We start from the raw sequence: 12,778 nt of genomic DNA, 5'->3' as shown, positions 1-12,778 counted from the left end.
TTTTAAAATTAATCTTTAGAGGGTTTCCATTTAATATCTGTCATTCCAAGTCTTAAATTCAATTTAGAAAGTTTTTCTATAATTTCATCTAAGGATTTTTTACCAAAGCTTCTTAATTTAAGTAATTCTGTTTCAGTTTTTTGTACCAGTTGTCCTACATAATTTATGCCAGCGTTTTTTAAACAATTATAAGCCCTACCAGAGAGATCTAACTCTTCTATAGTCATATTCAGTAAATTTTCAATTGTAGGAGCTTCTGAAATATAAGGTTCTAAAGATATTTTTTCTCCTTTTAAAAATATCATAAGTTGCTCTACCAAAATTTTAGCAGCTTGAGTAAGAGCTTCTTTAGGATCTATTGTTCCGTCAGTATAAATTTCCATAATCAAACTATCATAATCACTACTTTTACCTACACGAGCCTGTCCAACAGTAAAATTAACTTTAGTTATAGGAGAAAATATAGCATCTACAAGAATAACTCCTATTTCGTTATTTTTTGTATACTCTGCAGGAACATAACCTCTACCTTTTTCAACTTTTAGTTCCATAAAAAGTTTTCCATCCTTAGTTAAGGTAGCAATATGATGATCCGGATTTACAATCTCTCCTTCTTTATTTATTTTAATATCTCCTGCTTTTACCTCTCCTTCTCCTACTTTTTCAAGTTTAAAATAAAATGGACCTTCTCCATTAAGTTTAAATCTTACACCTTTTAAATTGAGAATTATTTCAGGAACATCCTCTATAATACCTGGTAAACTTACAAATTCATGAGGAGCACCCTCTATTTTTACTTCAGTAATAGCATAACCAGGGATAGAAGAAAGCAAAATTCTTCTTAAAGCATTACCAAGAGTTATTCCATAACCCCTTTCCAAAGGTTCAATAATAAATTTACCATAATAAGGAAACTGACTGTCCTTATGAACTTTAATTTCTTCTGGTTTAATTAATTCTACTTCTTTTTTCATAAGTTTTTTACCCTCTTTTAATTAGGATTTTTTAAATTAATTATCTGGAGTAGAACTCAATAATATAGCTTTCTTGAATAGGCATAGTAATATCTTCTCTAGTGGGAAGACTTTTCACAACTCCTTTAAAGTTTTCTGCATCAAGTTCTAACCAGGATGGAATCCCTCTTCTTGCTACTGTTTCTAATGATTCAAGAATTTGGGGATTGTTTCTGTATTTTTCTTTAAGTTCTATAACATCCCCAGGTTTAACTAAATAAGAGGGTATATCTACGTTTTTCCCATTAACCTTAAAAAATCCATGGTTTACGTATTGTCTTGCTTGTGCTCGAGAAACCGCAAACCCTAATCTATAAACAACATTATCCAGTCTCCTCTCCAATAGTTGCAACAAATTGTGACCAGATTGACCTGGCATTTTGGTCGCCATTTCATAATATTTTCTCATCTGTTTTTCAGAGATTCCATAAATTCTTTTTACTTTTTGCTTTTCTCTTAAACGAATTCCGTAATCAGAAAGCTTAACTCTAACTTGTTGAGGTCCATGTTGACCAGGAGGATAACTTCTTCTTTCAAAAGCACATTTATCAGTATAACATCTTTCTCCTTTTAAAAATAATTTAACTCCTTCTCTTCTGCAAAGTCTACACCTTGGTCCTGTATATCTTGCCACCCTTGATAACCTCCTTTAAAAATTTTTACACTCTTCTTCTCTTAGGCGGTCTACACCCATCATGAGGGATAGGTGTTACATCTTTAATAAGTGTAATCTTTATTCCTGATCCTTGTAAAGCTCTTAAAGCTGCTTCTCTACCTGGACCAGGACCTTTAACATATACCCAAGCTTCTTTTAGTCCATAAGCTTGAGCTTTTTTTAAAGCTGATTGAACTGCCAATTGAGCAGCAAAAGGAGTCCCTTTTCTTGTACCTTTAAATCCCTCTGTGCCTCCACTTGCCCAAGCAATTGTATTTCCTTGCCTATCAGTTATGGTAACTATAGTGTTATTGAAGGTTGAATGAATATGAATAATACCTTCAGTAACAGTTTTTTTAATCTTTTTCTTTTTTGTTTTTGGGCGAGCCATTTTTCATTCCCCTTTATTTTTTCTTTCTTCTTAAAGATCCGGGTCTCGGACCCTTCCATGTTCTTGCATTAGATCTTGTTCTTTGACCCCTTACAGGAAGACCCATTTTATGTCTCAAACCTCTATAACACCCAATAGAAATAAGCCTTTGTATATTTTGTCTTACTTCTTTTCTGAGATCACCTTCTACTTTGTATTCTCTTTCAATTATTTGTCTTATTCTGTTTATCTCTTCCTCTGTTAAATCTTTAATTTTTTTAAACCAATCCACTCCTGCCTTAGTTAAAACTTTTTGAGCTAAAGTTCTTCCTATTCCATAAATATAAGTTAAAGCTATTTCTGCTGGCTTATTTTCTGGAATATCTACTCCTGCAATTTTAGGCATATTTTATCCCCCTTAACCTTGCCTTTGTTTATGTTTAGGTATTTCACAAATAACCCTCACAACCCCTTTCCTTCTTATTATTTTACACTTTCTGCATCTTTTCTTTACCGAAGGAGTAACTTTCATAATTTCTAACCTCCCTTTTCATAATCTTTTTTTGTTCCTCTATATACAATCCTACCTCTTGTTAAATCATAAGGTGAGAGCTCAACTACTACTGTATCACCAGGTAATATTCTTATATAGTGCATTCTCATTTTTCCAGAAATATGAGCTAAAACTTTATTTCCTGTTTCTAACTCTACCCTAAACATAGCATTTGGTAAAGCTTCAACAACCTTTCCTTCTAAAAGTATTACATCTTCCTTAGGCATATTTAAATCCTTGATAAAATTTCTGGTCCTTGTGGAGTTATTGCTACTGAGTGTTCAAAATGGGCTGCTAAACTTCTATCCTTAGTCACTGCAGTCCATCCATCTTCTAATATTTCTACCTCAGGACTTCCTGCTGAAACCATAGGTTCTATTGCTAAAACCATTCCTATTTCTATCTTAGGACCTTTACCAGGTTTCCCAAAATTTGGCACTTCAGGAGGTTCATGTAATTGTCTCCCCACTCCATGTCCAACAAATTCCCTAATTACATTAAATCCATTACTTTCTACATGTTTTTGTATAGCATAGGATATATCTCCTATTCTATTACCAAAATGGGCTTTTTCAATACCTTTATATAAAGCTTCTTCTGTTACTTTAAGTAACTTTTTAGCCTTATCAGATATTTCTCCTACCCCCACAGTTAATGCTGCATCTCCTACATATCCTTCGTATACAACACCGAAATCAAAACTCACTATATCTCCTTCTTTAAGAATTTTTTCTTTCTTAGGCATACCATGTACAATAACTTCATTTACAGAAACACATACTGCATAAGGATAACCTCTATATCCTTTAAAGGCAGGTTTAACTCCCTTTTTTTCACAAAGTTCTAAAGCTAATTCTTCAAACTCAAAAGTGCTTATACCAGGTCTTACCCTTTCTTTAAAGGAAAGCAAAATTTCCATTACAATAATATTTGCTTTCCTTAATATTTCTATTTCCCATTTATTCTTTAAAATAGGTTTGTTACCAAAAAATTTCTTGTACAACTTTATTTTTTCTCTAATATATTAATAAGTTGTTGAGTAATTTCCTCAATACTTTTGCTTCCATCAACTTCAAATAAAACACCCTTTTTTTTGTAATATTCAATAAGTGGAGCTGTCTGTTCGTGATATACCTTTAATCTATTTCTTACTGTTTCTTCATTATCATCAGGTCTTTGATAAAGTTCTCCTCCACAAACATCACATTTTCCTTCTTCTTTAGGAGGTTTGAACTTAATATGATACATCATTCCACAATTTTTACAAGTCCTTCTCCCTGTAAGCCTTATAACTAATTCTTCATCAGGTACAATAAGTGCAAGAACATATTCTATTCTTTTACCCATTTCTTCTAATATTTTGTCCAAAGCTTCAGCTTGGGCAACTGTTCTTGGGAATCCATCTAAAATGAATCCTTTTTGAGCATCCTCTTGACTGAGTCTTTCTTTTACCATACCAAGAATTATTTCATCTGGAACAAGCTGTCCCTTTTCCATATATTCTTTAGCTTTAAGTCCAAGTTCTGTTCCCTTGGCTACATGTTCTCTTAACATATCTCCTGTTGAAATTTGAGGTATTCCATACTTTTCTATTAAAATTTTTGCTTGTGTTCCTTTACCTGCTCCTGGAGGCCCTAAAAATATAATATTCATAGCTCACCTCCCATTATTTAATTTTTATCTTACTTTGTTTTATAAATGTTTCATAATGACGTGTAAGTAAATGGGCCTCAATATGCCCCATTATATCCATAGCCACACCAACTACAATTAAAAGTGAGGTTCCACCAAAATAAAAGGGGAGATTAAGCTTAGTAATTAAAAAAGTTGGTAAAACACAAATAAAAGCTACATAAAGCGCACCTATAAGAGTAATTCTTGCTAAAATTTTATCAATAAATTCTTCAGTTGCCCTTCCAGGTCTTATTCCAGGAATAAAACCACCCCATTTTTTTAAATTATCAGCTACATCTTTTGGATTAAAAATAACTGCTGTATAAAAGTAACAAAAGAAAATAATAAGAAGTGCAAAAAGAACTTCATAAAATATAGCACCTGGTCTTAAAAAAGCTGCCACTTTTTGAAAATAATCTATAGGAATAAAATTAGCTATAGTTGCAGGAAACATCAAGATTGAAGAGGCAAATATAGGAGGAATAACTCCTGCAGTATTTATTTTTAAAGGAAGATAAGTACTTTGCCCACCTATTATCTGACGCCCTACCTGTCTTTTAGCATAATGAATAGGTATCCTTCTCTGAGCTAATTCCATAAAACAAGTAAAAGCTAAAATTCCAACAATAAGAAAAAGAATAAAAAATAGAGAAAATACCGAAAATTCACCTGTTTGAACAAATTTAAGAGTTCTTGCAATAGCTGGGAAAATACCAGCTACAATACCAGCAAATATAATTATTGAAATTCCATTCCCTATTCCATGTTCTGTCATTTGTTCACCTAACCAAACAAGAAACATAGTTCCTGCAGTAAGGCTAATCATCGAAGTTATCCTAAAAAGCCATCCTGGTTCATTTACTATAGGAATACCATTAGGAGCTGTCATTCTTTCCAACCCTAAGGAAATACCAAATCCTTGAATTAAACAAATAACTACTGTTAAATAGCGAGTATAATAGGCTAATTTCCTTTTTCCCTCTGGACCCTCTTTGTAAAGTTCCTTTATAGAAGGATAAATTACAGTCATTAATTGTAAAATAATGGATGCACTAATATATGGCATTACCCCAAGAGCACAAATAGAAAATCTTCTTAAAGCTCCACCCGAAAAGATGTCTAAAAATCCAAAAAGAGTCCCACTTGCCTGTTTAAATAAACTTAAAAATGCTTCTCCATTTATTCCAGGAGTAGGAATATGAACAGCAAAACGATAAATTGCAAGTCCAAGAAATAAATAAAAAAGCCTCCTTTTTAATTCAGGAATATTTGCCAGACTTAAAAGACTTTCACGGGTGTTCACTCTATATTCTCTCCAGATCCCTAAACTTTAATTATCTCTACTTTTCCACCTGCTTTTTCAATCTTTTCTTTAGCAGTTTTGGAAATAGCATTAACCCTTACAATTAAAGGAATATCAATTTCTCCTTCTCCTAATATTTTAACAGGTTTGTTTTTACCCTTCAAAAGCCCTCTTTCTTTTAAACTATTATGATCAACTACCTCATTGGGTTGAAATTTTTTTACTAAATCTTTTATGTTTATTATTTTATACTCAATCTTGAAAGGATTTTTAAATCCTCTTTTAGGAACTCTTCTTATAAGGGGTGTTTGCCCTCCTTCAAACCAAGGAGCAATATCAGGAGATTTACGAGCCTTCTGTCCCTTATGACCTCTACAAGAAGTTTTACCATGTCCAGAACCATGTCCTCTTCCAACTCTTTTTTCTTTATGTTTTGATTTAGGAAAGGGTTTTAAATTTTCAAGAGTTATAAGTTCACTCATTTAATTCCTCCACCTTTACTAAATGTTCTACCCTTCTTATTAAACCTCTTATCATGGGATTGTCTTCCCTTATAACACTTTGACCTATTTTCCTTAATCCTAATCCCTTTAAAGCTTCTCTTTGATCAGGCTTCCTTCCAAATTTACTTCTTACTAAAGTTATCTTTAATCTTTTCATCATGCCCTCACCTGAGCTAAAATTTCCTCTACAGTTTTCCCTCTCTTTTTAGCTACATATTCTAAACTTTGGAGTTGAGATAAGGCTTTAAAAGTAGCTTTTACAAGATTGTGGGGGTTACTACTTCCTATACATTTAGTTACTACATCTGTTATCCCAGCTGCATCCATTATGGCACGCACTGTACCCCCAGCGATAACTCCAGTTCCTGATTTAGCTGGTTTTAGTAATATCTTAGTTGAAGCAAATTTACTCATTATAGAATGAGGAATAGTCCCTTTAACTATCGGAACCTCAATAAGGTTTTTTTTAGCTTTTTCTATAGCCTTCCTTATAGCATCTGGAACTTCTGGAGCTTTACCAAGTCCAAAACCAACTTTTCCTTTCCCATCTCCTACCACAACCAAAGCTGAAAATCTCAACTTCTTACCACCTTTTGTAACTTTAGTTACTCTATTTATCATTATTATTTTTTCTATAAATTCTTCTCCTACTTTTGCCAAAGCCTACCTCCTTTAAATTTTTTAAAATTCTAATCCTGCAGCTCTTGCAGCATCAGCCAAAGCTTTAATTCTACCATGATATTTAAATCCACCTCTATCAAAACAAACTTTAGTAATTCCTTTTTCTAAAGCTTTTTTAGCTATTAACTCTCCTACTGCTCTTGCTACCTCAGTTTTTCCACCCTTTTTCTTTAACTCTTCCAATTTTTCTCTTATTTCTGGAGAAAGAGATGATGCTGCAACTAAAGTATGTCCAATAGTATCATCTATAATTTGTGCATAAATATGTTTACAACTTTTATAAACACATAACCTTGGTCTTTCAGGGGTTCCAAAAATTTTTTTTCTAATCCTTTTCTTTCTTCTTAATCTTGCCTCTTCTTTTCTTTTACGTTTCTCAAGCTTAGCCATACACTGCTCCTTTACTTATTTAGCTCCTTTTCCAGCTTTGCCAGCTTTTCTGTAAATTACTTCTCCTGTATATCTGATACCCTTTCCTTTGTAAGGCTCTGGTGGTCTAAGTTTTCTAATATTTGCAGCCACTTGCCCAACTAATTCTTTATCTATTCCTTCTATAATAACTCTTGCTTGAATATCTCCACTTCCCTTTTCAATTTTAGCTGAAATCCCTTCAGGTAATTTAAAATTAATAGGATGGGAATAACCTAAACTAAAAATTATTTCATCTCCCTTAAGTTCCGCTTTATAACCAAGTCCTACAATATCTAAAGATTTTTTAAATCCTTCGGTAACTCCAATTACCATGTTATTTATCAGAGATCTTGCTAATCCTTGAAAAGCTTTCGCTTTCTTTTTAAGTTTTTTTCTTACCTCATCTTGAAGAACAATTAAGGTATTATCTTCAATATGCACTTTAACTAAAGGTGGTAATTTTTTAACCAGTTTACCTTTTGGGCCTTCAACTTCAATAATCCCATCCTCTTTAATTTGAACTTTTACTCCACTTGGTATTTTAATAGGTTTTCTTCCTATACGAGATAATTCTCCCATTTTAAAACCCCTTTTACCAAATTTCGCAAATAACCTCTCCACCAATTTTTCTTTTTTTTGCTTCATGATCTGTCATAATTCCTTGTGAGGTAGAAACTATAGCAATACCAAAACCATCTAATACCTTAGGTAAATCTCTGTAACCCTTATATATCCTTCTTCCAGGTTTACTTACTCTTTTAACCCCTGCTATAACTGGGCGTTTATTTTCATCATATTTAAGAATTATTTCAATTTTAGGTTGTGGTTCTTCTTTAATGTATTTATAATCCTCTATATAACCTTCTTCTTTTAATATCCTTGCTATTTCTAATTTTATTTTAGAGGCAGGAATAATAACACTTTTATGTCTTGCCATTAAAGCATTTTTAATCCTTATTAACATATCACCAATTGGATCTGTCATCATATCTTATATACCTCCTACCAACTTGCTTTTCTAACCCCAGGAATTTTTCCTTCAGAAGCTAATTTTCTAAAGCACATTCTACAAAGACCAAATCTTCTTATATATCCCCTTGGTCTTCCGCAAATGGAACATCGATTTCTTTTTCTAACCTTAAATTTTGGCTCTCTTTTTGCCTTTTCTATTTGGGCTTTTCTTGGCATTTAAAATTACCTCCTAAATGGCATACCTAATTCTTTTAAAAGTTCATATGCTTCTTCATCTGTTTCGGCTGTGGTAACAATAGTAATACTCATCCCTTTTATTTTTTCAACTTTACTTAAGTCTACTTCCGGGAAAATAGTATGATCTGTTATACCGAAAGTATAATTTCCTCTTCCGTCAAATCCTGATCTTGAAAGACCTTTAAAGTCCTTTACTCTGGGTAGGGCAACGTGAATAAGTCTTGTCAAAAAATCATACATCCTTTTCTTTCTTAAGGTTACTGCAACTCCGATTGGAACACCTTTCCTTAGTTTAAATCCAGCTATAGATTTTCTTGCTCTGCAAATTTTAGGTTTTTGTCCTGTAATTTGAGCAAGCTCAACTAAGGCTTGGTCAATAATTTTAGGATTAGCTGTAGCTTCTCCTAATCCCATATTTATGCATATTTTTTCAATTTTTGGAACTTCATAAATATTCTTATAATTAAATTTTTCCATTAATCTTTTCCTCACTTCATTAAGATAATAATCTTTCAACCAACTCATTTTTTTACTCCTTTGCCTCAATTATTTCTCCACACTTTTTACAAAATCTTACTTTAGTCCCATCTTCAAGAAATTTCCTACCTACTTTTACACCTCTCTTACATTTGGGGCAATATATCATTAAATTTGAAACATGAATTGGAGCAGGTTTTTCTATAATTCCTCCGCTACTATAAGGTGTGGGTTTCATATGTTTTTTTACAATATTTACCCCCTCAACAATTGCCCTTCCTTTTCTTGGAAAAACCTTTAATACTTTCCCAATTTTCCCTTTATCCTTACCAGCTATTACTACCACCATATCATTTTTTCTTATATGAATTTTTGCTTCATGAGGTTTAGGTAAATTTTTACTTACACCTCTTTTTATCATAATTCTATCTCCTTTAACTTTTATACTACTTCTGGAGCTAAAGATATAATTTTCATAAAACCTTTTGTTCTTAACTCTCTTGCTACAGGGCCGAAAATACGAGTTCCAATAGGTTCTTTATATTGATTTATCAAAACCGCTGCATTTTCATCAAATCTAACATAAGTTCCATCAGGTCTTGCTACCTCTTTTTTTGTTCTAACTATTACAGCTCTTACTACATCTCCTTCTTTTACTTTAGAATTAGGAAGTGCCTCTTTTACAGAAGCAACAATAATATCCCCCACAGAACCATATTTCCTGCCAGGACCTCCCAATACACGAATACACATTATTTTTTTTGCACCTGAATTGTCAGCTACATTTAAATACGTTTGCTGCTGAATCATTCCTCACCACCCTCCTCTAAACCTTTTCCTAATTCAACAATTTTTCCTCTTTCTAATATTTGTCTTACTCTCCACCTTTTTCTACGAGAAAGTGGTCTTGTTTCTTCTATTAAAACTTTATCACCTATTCTACATTCATTATTTTCATCATGAGCCATATATTTCTTTCTTCTTTTTATATATTTTCCATATAAAGGATGTTTAACCAAAGTTTCTACCATTACTACAACTGTTTTATCCATTTTGTCACTCACTACAGTTCCTATAAATTGCTTTCTTTTACTCATAGTAATTCTCCCAAGATTATCTAATATTAAGTTCTTTTTCTCTTAAAATAGTTAAAATTCTTGCGATATCTCTTTTAACCTGTCTAATTCTCATAGGATTTTCAAGTTTATGTATAGTTTTTTGAAATCTTAAATTAAATAATTCTTCCCTTAATTGAGATAATTTTTCTTTTAATTCAGGTATAGAAAGTTCTCTCAATTCACGAGCTTTCATTAAATTTCCTCCCTACTTACAATTTTACACTTAAAAGGAAGTTTACTTGCAGCAAGTCTTAATGCCTCTTTTGCAACTTCTTCTGGTACCCCGGAAATTTCATAAATAATTCTACCTGGTTTTACAACAGCTACCCATCCTTCTACTGCTCCTTTACCTTTACCCATACGAGTTTCTGCAGGTTTTTTGGTAATGGGTTTATCAGGAAAGACTCTGATCCATATTTTTGCACCCTTTTTAGCTGTTCTTACAATAGCAACTCTACCAGCTTCTAATTGTTGAGCTGTTAACCAGCCTCCCTCTAAAACTTTTAAACCATATTCTCCAAATTCTAAGGTGTATCCACAAGTAGCTTTTCCTCTAACTCTACCCTTTTGTTGCTTTCTATATTTCGTCTTTTTTGGTTGAAGTAACATCTTTTCACCCCTTTAACTTTATATTACTATTCTTTCCTGTTCTCCTTTCTCAGGTAATACTTCACCTTTAAATATCCAAACCTTTACCCCTATGCTTCCATATTTTGTAATAGCCTCTGCAAAACCATAATCAATATCAGCCCTCAATGTGGATAAAGGAACTCTTCCCACTCTGTACCATTCACTTCTTGCAATTTCAACACCTCCCAATCTTCCAGAACACTGGACTTTTACTCCTTGTGCCCCAAATCTCATAACTAAAGTAACTGCTCTTTTCATAGCCCTTCTAAAAGAAACTCTCCTTTCTATCTGAGTTGCAATATTTTCAGCCACAAGTTGAGCTTCAAGCTCTGGTCTTCTTACTTCATTAACTAAAACTTCTATTTCTTTATTTTTAGCAATCTCTGCTAATTCTTTTTTAATTTTTTCTATTTCTGCTCCTTTCTTACCTATTATAATTCCTGGACGAGCAGAATGTATTATTATTCTTACTTTATTTGAAGCTCTTTCTATCTCAATCCTTGCAATTCCTGCGTGAAAATAATTATCTTTTAGATATTTTCTTATTAAATAATCTTCATGTACATATTTAGCAAATTCAGAAGGCTTTGCAAACCAACGAGAATCCCAAGTTTTTATAATACCAATTCTTAATCCTATAGGGTTAACCTTCTGCCCCAAGATTTACCTCCTTTTTTTCTTTTTTTCTAAATCTTTTTCTTCAACAACTACAGTAATATGGCTCATTCTCCTTAAAATTCTACTTGCCCTACCCCAAGCTCTGGGCCAGATTCTTTTTAAACGAGGCCCCTCATTTACATAAGCCTCTGTTACATAAAGTTTATCTACATCCATTCCATAATTATTTTCTGCATTTGCAATTGCACTTTCTAAAACCTTTTTAATAATTCTTGCAGCCTTTTTAGGAGTAAATTGTAAAATACTTAGTGCTTCATCTACCTTTTTCCCCCTTATTAAATCAATTACTAACCTTGCTTTATAAGGAGAAATTAAAACATATTTAGCTGTTGCTCGAGCCTTCATTTTTTTCTCCTTTATTTTTTCTTTACTCCTTTAACTCTTCCTTTATCTGCAGGATGTCCTTTGTAAGTTCTCGTGGGCGCAAACTCTCCTAATTTATGTCCTACCATATTTTCTGTCACATAAACAGGAATAAATTTATGCCCGTTATGGACTGCAAAAGTTAATCCTACCATTTCAGGAATTATAGTAGATCTTCTGCTCCAAGTTTTTATTGGCTTTTTATCTCCAGTTTCCTTAGCTTTCAAAACTTTTTTTAATAAATGCTCATCTACAAAAGGGCCTTTCTTTTTTGATCTTGGCATTCAAATCACCTCCAGATACTTACTTCCTTCTCTTTAAAATGAATTTATCAGAAGGTTTTTTCTTACGGGTTTTCAATCCTTTACATAACCAACCCCAAGGAGAACAAGGATGTCTTCCGCCATGGGATCTTCCTTCTCCACCTCCTAAGGGGTGATCAACTGGGTTCATAGCTACACCCCTTACATGAGGTCTTCTCCCAAGCCATCTTGACCTTCCTGCTTTACCAATAGTTATATTTTCCCAATCTAAATTTCCTACCTGTCCAATAGTAGCTTTACAATCTCCATGAATCATTCTTATTTCACCAGAAGGAAGCCTCAATATTACATAATCACCCTCTTTACCAAGTATTTGAGCAAAAGTACCTGCAGAACGAGCAATTTGTCCACCTTTTTTGGGTCTTAGCTCTACATTATGAACCATAGTTCCTACTGGAATATTTTTTAAAGGTAGAGCATTACCTACTTTTATTTCCACATTCTCTCCAGACATAACTACATCGCCTACTTTCAAACCCTCTGGAGCTAAAATATATCTTTTTTCTCCATCAGCATACTGAAGAAGAGCAATATTGGCTGATCTATTAGGATCGTATTCTAAAGCTATAACTTTTGCTGGAATATTATCTTTGTCTCTTTTAAAATCAATAATACGATAAAGTCTTTTGTGCCCACCACCTCTAAATCTTACTGTAATTCTTCCATAATTATTTCTTCCTCCTGTCTTTTTTAAAGGTTCAACTAAACTCTTCTCAGGCTCCTTTTTAGAAAGTTCTGGATTAACTAAACAAGTCATAAACCTTCTACCAGGGGAAGTAGGTTTAAATTTTTTAATAGGCATATTTTTTCACCCCTT

At 32.9% G+C, this 12,778-nt stretch carries 26 protein-coding genes; all 26 read right to left on the bottom strand.

Annotated elements, in window-relative coordinates; translation table 11 throughout:
• Positions 1-8 precede the first annotated feature (8 nt).
• From TOPB45_RS04040 to rplB, 26 genes are read right to left on the bottom strand one after another with little or no spacing between them, the layout of a single operon-like run.
• Positions 9-974 (bottom strand): DNA-directed RNA polymerase subunit alpha, encoded by a 966-nt coding sequence (locus TOPB45_RS04040; protein ID WP_013909581.1) that lies wholly within the window; start codon positions 972-974, stop codon positions 9-11.
• Between the two features lie 40 nt (positions 975-1,014).
• Entirely contained in the window at positions 1,015-1,647 is a 633-nt protein-coding gene (gene rpsD / locus TOPB45_RS04035) for a 30S ribosomal protein S4 (RefSeq protein WP_013909580.1), read from the bottom strand.
• A gap of 25 nt (positions 1,648-1,672) precedes the next feature.
• A complete protein-coding gene (rpsK, locus tag TOPB45_RS04030) occupies positions 1,673-2,059 on the bottom strand; it encodes a 30S ribosomal protein S11 (RefSeq protein WP_013909579.1) in 387 nt (128 codons plus the stop codon).
• 13 nt (positions 2,060-2,072) lie between these two features.
• Complete coding sequence (gene rpsM, locus TOPB45_RS04025; RefSeq protein WP_013909578.1) at positions 2,073-2,444, bottom strand: 30S ribosomal protein S13; 372 nt, start codon at positions 2,442-2,444, stop codon at positions 2,073-2,075.
• Between the two features lie 12 nt (positions 2,445-2,456).
• Positions 2,457-2,570, bottom strand: coding sequence for a 50S ribosomal protein L36 (rpmJ, locus tag TOPB45_RS04020; protein ID WP_013909577.1), 114 nt, complete (start codon positions 2,568-2,570; stop codon positions 2,457-2,459).
• 5 nt (positions 2,571-2,575) lie between these two features.
• Positions 2,576-2,818 (bottom strand): translation initiation factor IF-1, encoded by a 243-nt coding sequence (gene infA, locus TOPB45_RS04015; protein ID WP_013909576.1) that lies wholly within the window; start codon positions 2,816-2,818, stop codon positions 2,576-2,578.
• Between the two features lie 2 nt (positions 2,819-2,820).
• The gene (map, locus tag TOPB45_RS04010) at positions 2,821-3,594 is read right to left on the bottom strand and encodes a type I methionyl aminopeptidase (RefSeq protein ID WP_013909575.1); all 774 of its coding nucleotides are present in this window, start codon (positions 3,592-3,594) and stop codon (positions 2,821-2,823) included.
• Between the two features lie 2 nt (positions 3,595-3,596).
• On the bottom strand, positions 3,597-4,244 hold the full coding sequence (locus tag TOPB45_RS04005; protein ID WP_013909574.1) for an adenylate kinase: 648 nt from the start codon (positions 4,242-4,244) through the stop codon (positions 3,597-3,599).
• A gap of 13 nt (positions 4,245-4,257) precedes the next feature.
• Positions 4,258-5,568 carry a preprotein translocase subunit SecY gene (gene secY / locus TOPB45_RS04000; RefSeq protein WP_013909573.1) on the bottom strand — a complete coding sequence of 437 codons (1,311 nt, stop codon included), beginning with the start codon at positions 5,566-5,568 and terminating at the stop codon, positions 4,258-4,260.
• Between the two features lie 20 nt (positions 5,569-5,588).
• Positions 5,589-6,050 (bottom strand): 50S ribosomal protein L15, encoded by a 462-nt coding sequence (gene rplO, locus TOPB45_RS03995; protein ID WP_013909572.1) that lies wholly within the window; start codon positions 6,048-6,050, stop codon positions 5,589-5,591.
• The gene (gene rpmD / locus TOPB45_RS03990; protein ID WP_013909571.1) at positions 6,043-6,228 is read right to left on the bottom strand and encodes a 50S ribosomal protein L30; all 186 of its coding nucleotides are present in this window, start codon (positions 6,226-6,228) and stop codon (positions 6,043-6,045) included. The genes rplO and rpmD overlap by 8 nt, the downstream gene beginning before the upstream one ends.
• A complete protein-coding gene (rpsE, locus tag TOPB45_RS03985; RefSeq protein ID WP_013909570.1) occupies positions 6,228-6,731 on the bottom strand; it encodes a 30S ribosomal protein S5 in 504 nt (167 codons plus the stop codon). The genes rpmD and rpsE overlap by 1 nt, the downstream gene beginning before the upstream one ends.
• A gap of 21 nt (positions 6,732-6,752) precedes the next feature.
• Complete coding sequence (rplR, locus tag TOPB45_RS03980; RefSeq protein ID WP_013909569.1) at positions 6,753-7,142, bottom strand: 50S ribosomal protein L18; 390 nt, start codon at positions 7,140-7,142, stop codon at positions 6,753-6,755.
• A 15-nt stretch (positions 7,143-7,157) separates the two neighbouring features.
• On the bottom strand, positions 7,158-7,742 hold the full coding sequence (rplF, locus tag TOPB45_RS03975; RefSeq protein WP_013909568.1) for a 50S ribosomal protein L6: 585 nt from the start codon (positions 7,740-7,742) through the stop codon (positions 7,158-7,160).
• Between the two features lie 13 nt (positions 7,743-7,755).
• Positions 7,756-8,151, bottom strand: coding sequence for a 30S ribosomal protein S8 (rpsH, locus tag TOPB45_RS03970; RefSeq protein ID WP_013909567.1), 396 nt, complete (start codon positions 8,149-8,151; stop codon positions 7,756-7,758).
• Between the two features lie 14 nt (positions 8,152-8,165).
• The gene (locus TOPB45_RS03965) at positions 8,166-8,351 is read right to left on the bottom strand and encodes a type Z 30S ribosomal protein S14 (protein WP_013909566.1); all 186 of its coding nucleotides are present in this window, start codon (positions 8,349-8,351) and stop codon (positions 8,166-8,168) included.
• Between the two features lie 6 nt (positions 8,352-8,357).
• Positions 8,358-8,897 (bottom strand): 50S ribosomal protein L5, encoded by a 540-nt coding sequence (rplE, locus tag TOPB45_RS03960; RefSeq protein ID WP_013909565.1) that lies wholly within the window; start codon positions 8,895-8,897, stop codon positions 8,358-8,360.
• Positions 8,898-8,901: 4 nt separating this feature from the next.
• Positions 8,902-9,270, bottom strand: coding sequence for a 50S ribosomal protein L24 (gene rplX, locus TOPB45_RS03955; RefSeq protein WP_013909564.1), 369 nt, complete (start codon positions 9,268-9,270; stop codon positions 8,902-8,904).
• Positions 9,271-9,290: 20 nt separating this feature from the next.
• The gene (rplN, locus tag TOPB45_RS03950) at positions 9,291-9,659 is read right to left on the bottom strand and encodes a 50S ribosomal protein L14 (protein WP_013909563.1); all 369 of its coding nucleotides are present in this window, start codon (positions 9,657-9,659) and stop codon (positions 9,291-9,293) included.
• The gene (gene rpsQ / locus TOPB45_RS03945) at positions 9,656-9,946 is read right to left on the bottom strand and encodes a 30S ribosomal protein S17 (RefSeq protein ID WP_013909562.1); all 291 of its coding nucleotides are present in this window, start codon (positions 9,944-9,946) and stop codon (positions 9,656-9,658) included. The genes rplN and rpsQ overlap by 4 nt, the downstream gene beginning before the upstream one ends.
• 16 nt (positions 9,947-9,962) lie before the next feature.
• Positions 9,963-10,160 (bottom strand): 50S ribosomal protein L29, encoded by a 198-nt coding sequence (rpmC, locus tag TOPB45_RS03940; protein WP_013909561.1) that lies wholly within the window; start codon positions 10,158-10,160, stop codon positions 9,963-9,965.
• Positions 10,160-10,576 (bottom strand): 50S ribosomal protein L16, encoded by a 417-nt coding sequence (gene rplP / locus TOPB45_RS03935; protein WP_013909560.1) that lies wholly within the window; start codon positions 10,574-10,576, stop codon positions 10,160-10,162. Before rplP ends, rpmC begins: the two co-directional genes overlap by 1 nt.
• A gap of 18 nt (positions 10,577-10,594) precedes the next feature.
• Positions 10,595-11,257: a 30S ribosomal protein S3 gene (gene rpsC, locus TOPB45_RS03930; RefSeq protein WP_013909559.1), complete on the bottom strand. Its 663-nt coding sequence runs from the start codon at positions 11,255-11,257 to the stop codon at positions 10,595-10,597.
• Positions 11,258-11,260: 3 nt separating this feature from the next.
• Positions 11,261-11,620, bottom strand: a complete 360-nt coding sequence (rplV, locus tag TOPB45_RS03925; protein ID WP_013909558.1) for a 50S ribosomal protein L22 — start codon at positions 11,618-11,620, stop codon at positions 11,261-11,263.
• A gap of 11 nt (positions 11,621-11,631) precedes the next feature.
• On the bottom strand, positions 11,632-11,922 hold the full coding sequence (gene rpsS, locus TOPB45_RS03920) for a 30S ribosomal protein S19 (protein ID WP_013909557.1): 291 nt from the start codon (positions 11,920-11,922) through the stop codon (positions 11,632-11,634).
• A gap of 19 nt (positions 11,923-11,941) precedes the next feature.
• Positions 11,942-12,763, bottom strand: coding sequence for a 50S ribosomal protein L2 (rplB, locus tag TOPB45_RS03915; RefSeq protein ID WP_013909556.1), 822 nt, complete (start codon positions 12,761-12,763; stop codon positions 11,942-11,944).
• Between the last annotated feature and the right edge of the window lie 15 nt (positions 12,764-12,778).

Origin of the sequence: Thermodesulfobacterium geofontis OPF15 (genome assembly GCF_000215975.1) — a bacterium.
Taxonomy (GTDB): domain Bacteria; phylum Desulfobacterota; class Thermodesulfobacteria; order Thermodesulfobacteriales; family Thermodesulfobacteriaceae; genus Thermodesulfobacterium; species Thermodesulfobacterium geofontis.
Note: the sequence above shows the minus strand (reverse complement) of the source record. Positions and strands in the feature narration are given on the sequence as shown.

What these genes read in the sequence shown, in the direction of transcription:
- TOPB45_RS04040 (WP_013909581.1), bottom strand. Translation starts at nt 974, where the DNA reads ATGAAAAAAGAAGTAGAATTAATTAAACCAGAAGAAATTAAAGTTCAT.
- rpsK (WP_013909579.1), bottom strand. Translation starts at nt 2,059, where the DNA reads ATGGCTCGCCCAAAAACAAAAAAGAAAAAGATTAAAAAAACTGTTACT.
- rpsM (WP_013909578.1), bottom strand. Translation starts at nt 2,444, where the DNA reads ATGCCTAAAATTGCAGGAGTAGATATTCCAGAAAATAAGCCAGCAGAA.
- rpmJ (WP_013909577.1), bottom strand. Translation starts at nt 2,570, where the DNA reads ATGAAAGTTACTCCTTCGGTAAAGAAAAGATGCAGAAAGTGTAAAATA.
- infA (WP_013909576.1), bottom strand. Translation starts at nt 2,818, where the DNA reads ATGCCTAAGGAAGATGTAATACTTTTAGAAGGAAAGGTTGTTGAAGCT.
- TOPB45_RS04005 (WP_013909574.1), bottom strand. Translation starts at nt 4,244, where the DNA reads ATGAATATTATATTTTTAGGGCCTCCAGGAGCAGGTAAAGGAACACAA.
- rplO (WP_013909572.1), bottom strand. Translation starts at nt 6,050, where the DNA reads ATGAGTGAACTTATAACTCTTGAAAATTTAAAACCCTTTCCTAAATCA.
- rpmD (WP_013909571.1), bottom strand. Translation starts at nt 6,228, where the DNA reads ATGAAAAGATTAAAGATAACTTTAGTAAGAAGTAAATTTGGAAGGAAG.
- rplR (WP_013909569.1), bottom strand. Translation starts at nt 7,142, where the DNA reads ATGGCTAAGCTTGAGAAACGTAAAAGAAAAGAAGAGGCAAGATTAAGA.
- rplF (WP_013909568.1), bottom strand. Translation starts at nt 7,742, where the DNA reads ATGGGAGAATTATCTCGTATAGGAAGAAAACCTATTAAAATACCAAGT.
- rpsH (WP_013909567.1), bottom strand. Translation starts at nt 8,151, where the DNA reads ATGATGACAGATCCAATTGGTGATATGTTAATAAGGATTAAAAATGCT.
- TOPB45_RS03965 (WP_013909566.1), bottom strand. Translation starts at nt 8,351, where the DNA reads ATGCCAAGAAAAGCCCAAATAGAAAAGGCAAAAAGAGAGCCAAAATTT.
- rplE (WP_013909565.1), bottom strand. Translation starts at nt 8,897, where the DNA reads ATGAGTTGGTTGAAAGATTATTATCTTAATGAAGTGAGGAAAAGATTA.
- rplX (WP_013909564.1), bottom strand. Translation starts at nt 9,270, where the DNA reads ATGATAAAAAGAGGTGTAAGTAAAAATTTACCTAAACCTCATGAAGCA.
- rplN (WP_013909563.1), bottom strand. Translation starts at nt 9,659, where the DNA reads ATGATTCAGCAGCAAACGTATTTAAATGTAGCTGACAATTCAGGTGCA.
- rpsQ (WP_013909562.1), bottom strand. Translation starts at nt 9,946, where the DNA reads ATGAGTAAAAGAAAGCAATTTATAGGAACTGTAGTGAGTGACAAAATG.
- rpmC (WP_013909561.1), bottom strand. Translation starts at nt 10,160, where the DNA reads ATGAAAGCTCGTGAATTGAGAGAACTTTCTATACCTGAATTAAAAGAA.
- rplP (WP_013909560.1), bottom strand. Translation starts at nt 10,576, where the DNA reads ATGTTACTTCAACCAAAAAAGACGAAATATAGAAAGCAACAAAAGGGT.
- rplV (WP_013909558.1), bottom strand. Translation starts at nt 11,620, where the DNA reads ATGAAGGCTCGAGCAACAGCTAAATATGTTTTAATTTCTCCTTATAAA.
- rpsS (WP_013909557.1), bottom strand. Translation starts at nt 11,922, where the DNA reads ATGCCAAGATCAAAAAAGAAAGGCCCTTTTGTAGATGAGCATTTATTA.
- rplB (WP_013909556.1), bottom strand. Translation starts at nt 12,763, where the DNA reads ATGCCTATTAAAAAATTTAAACCTACTTCCCCTGGTAGAAGGTTTATG.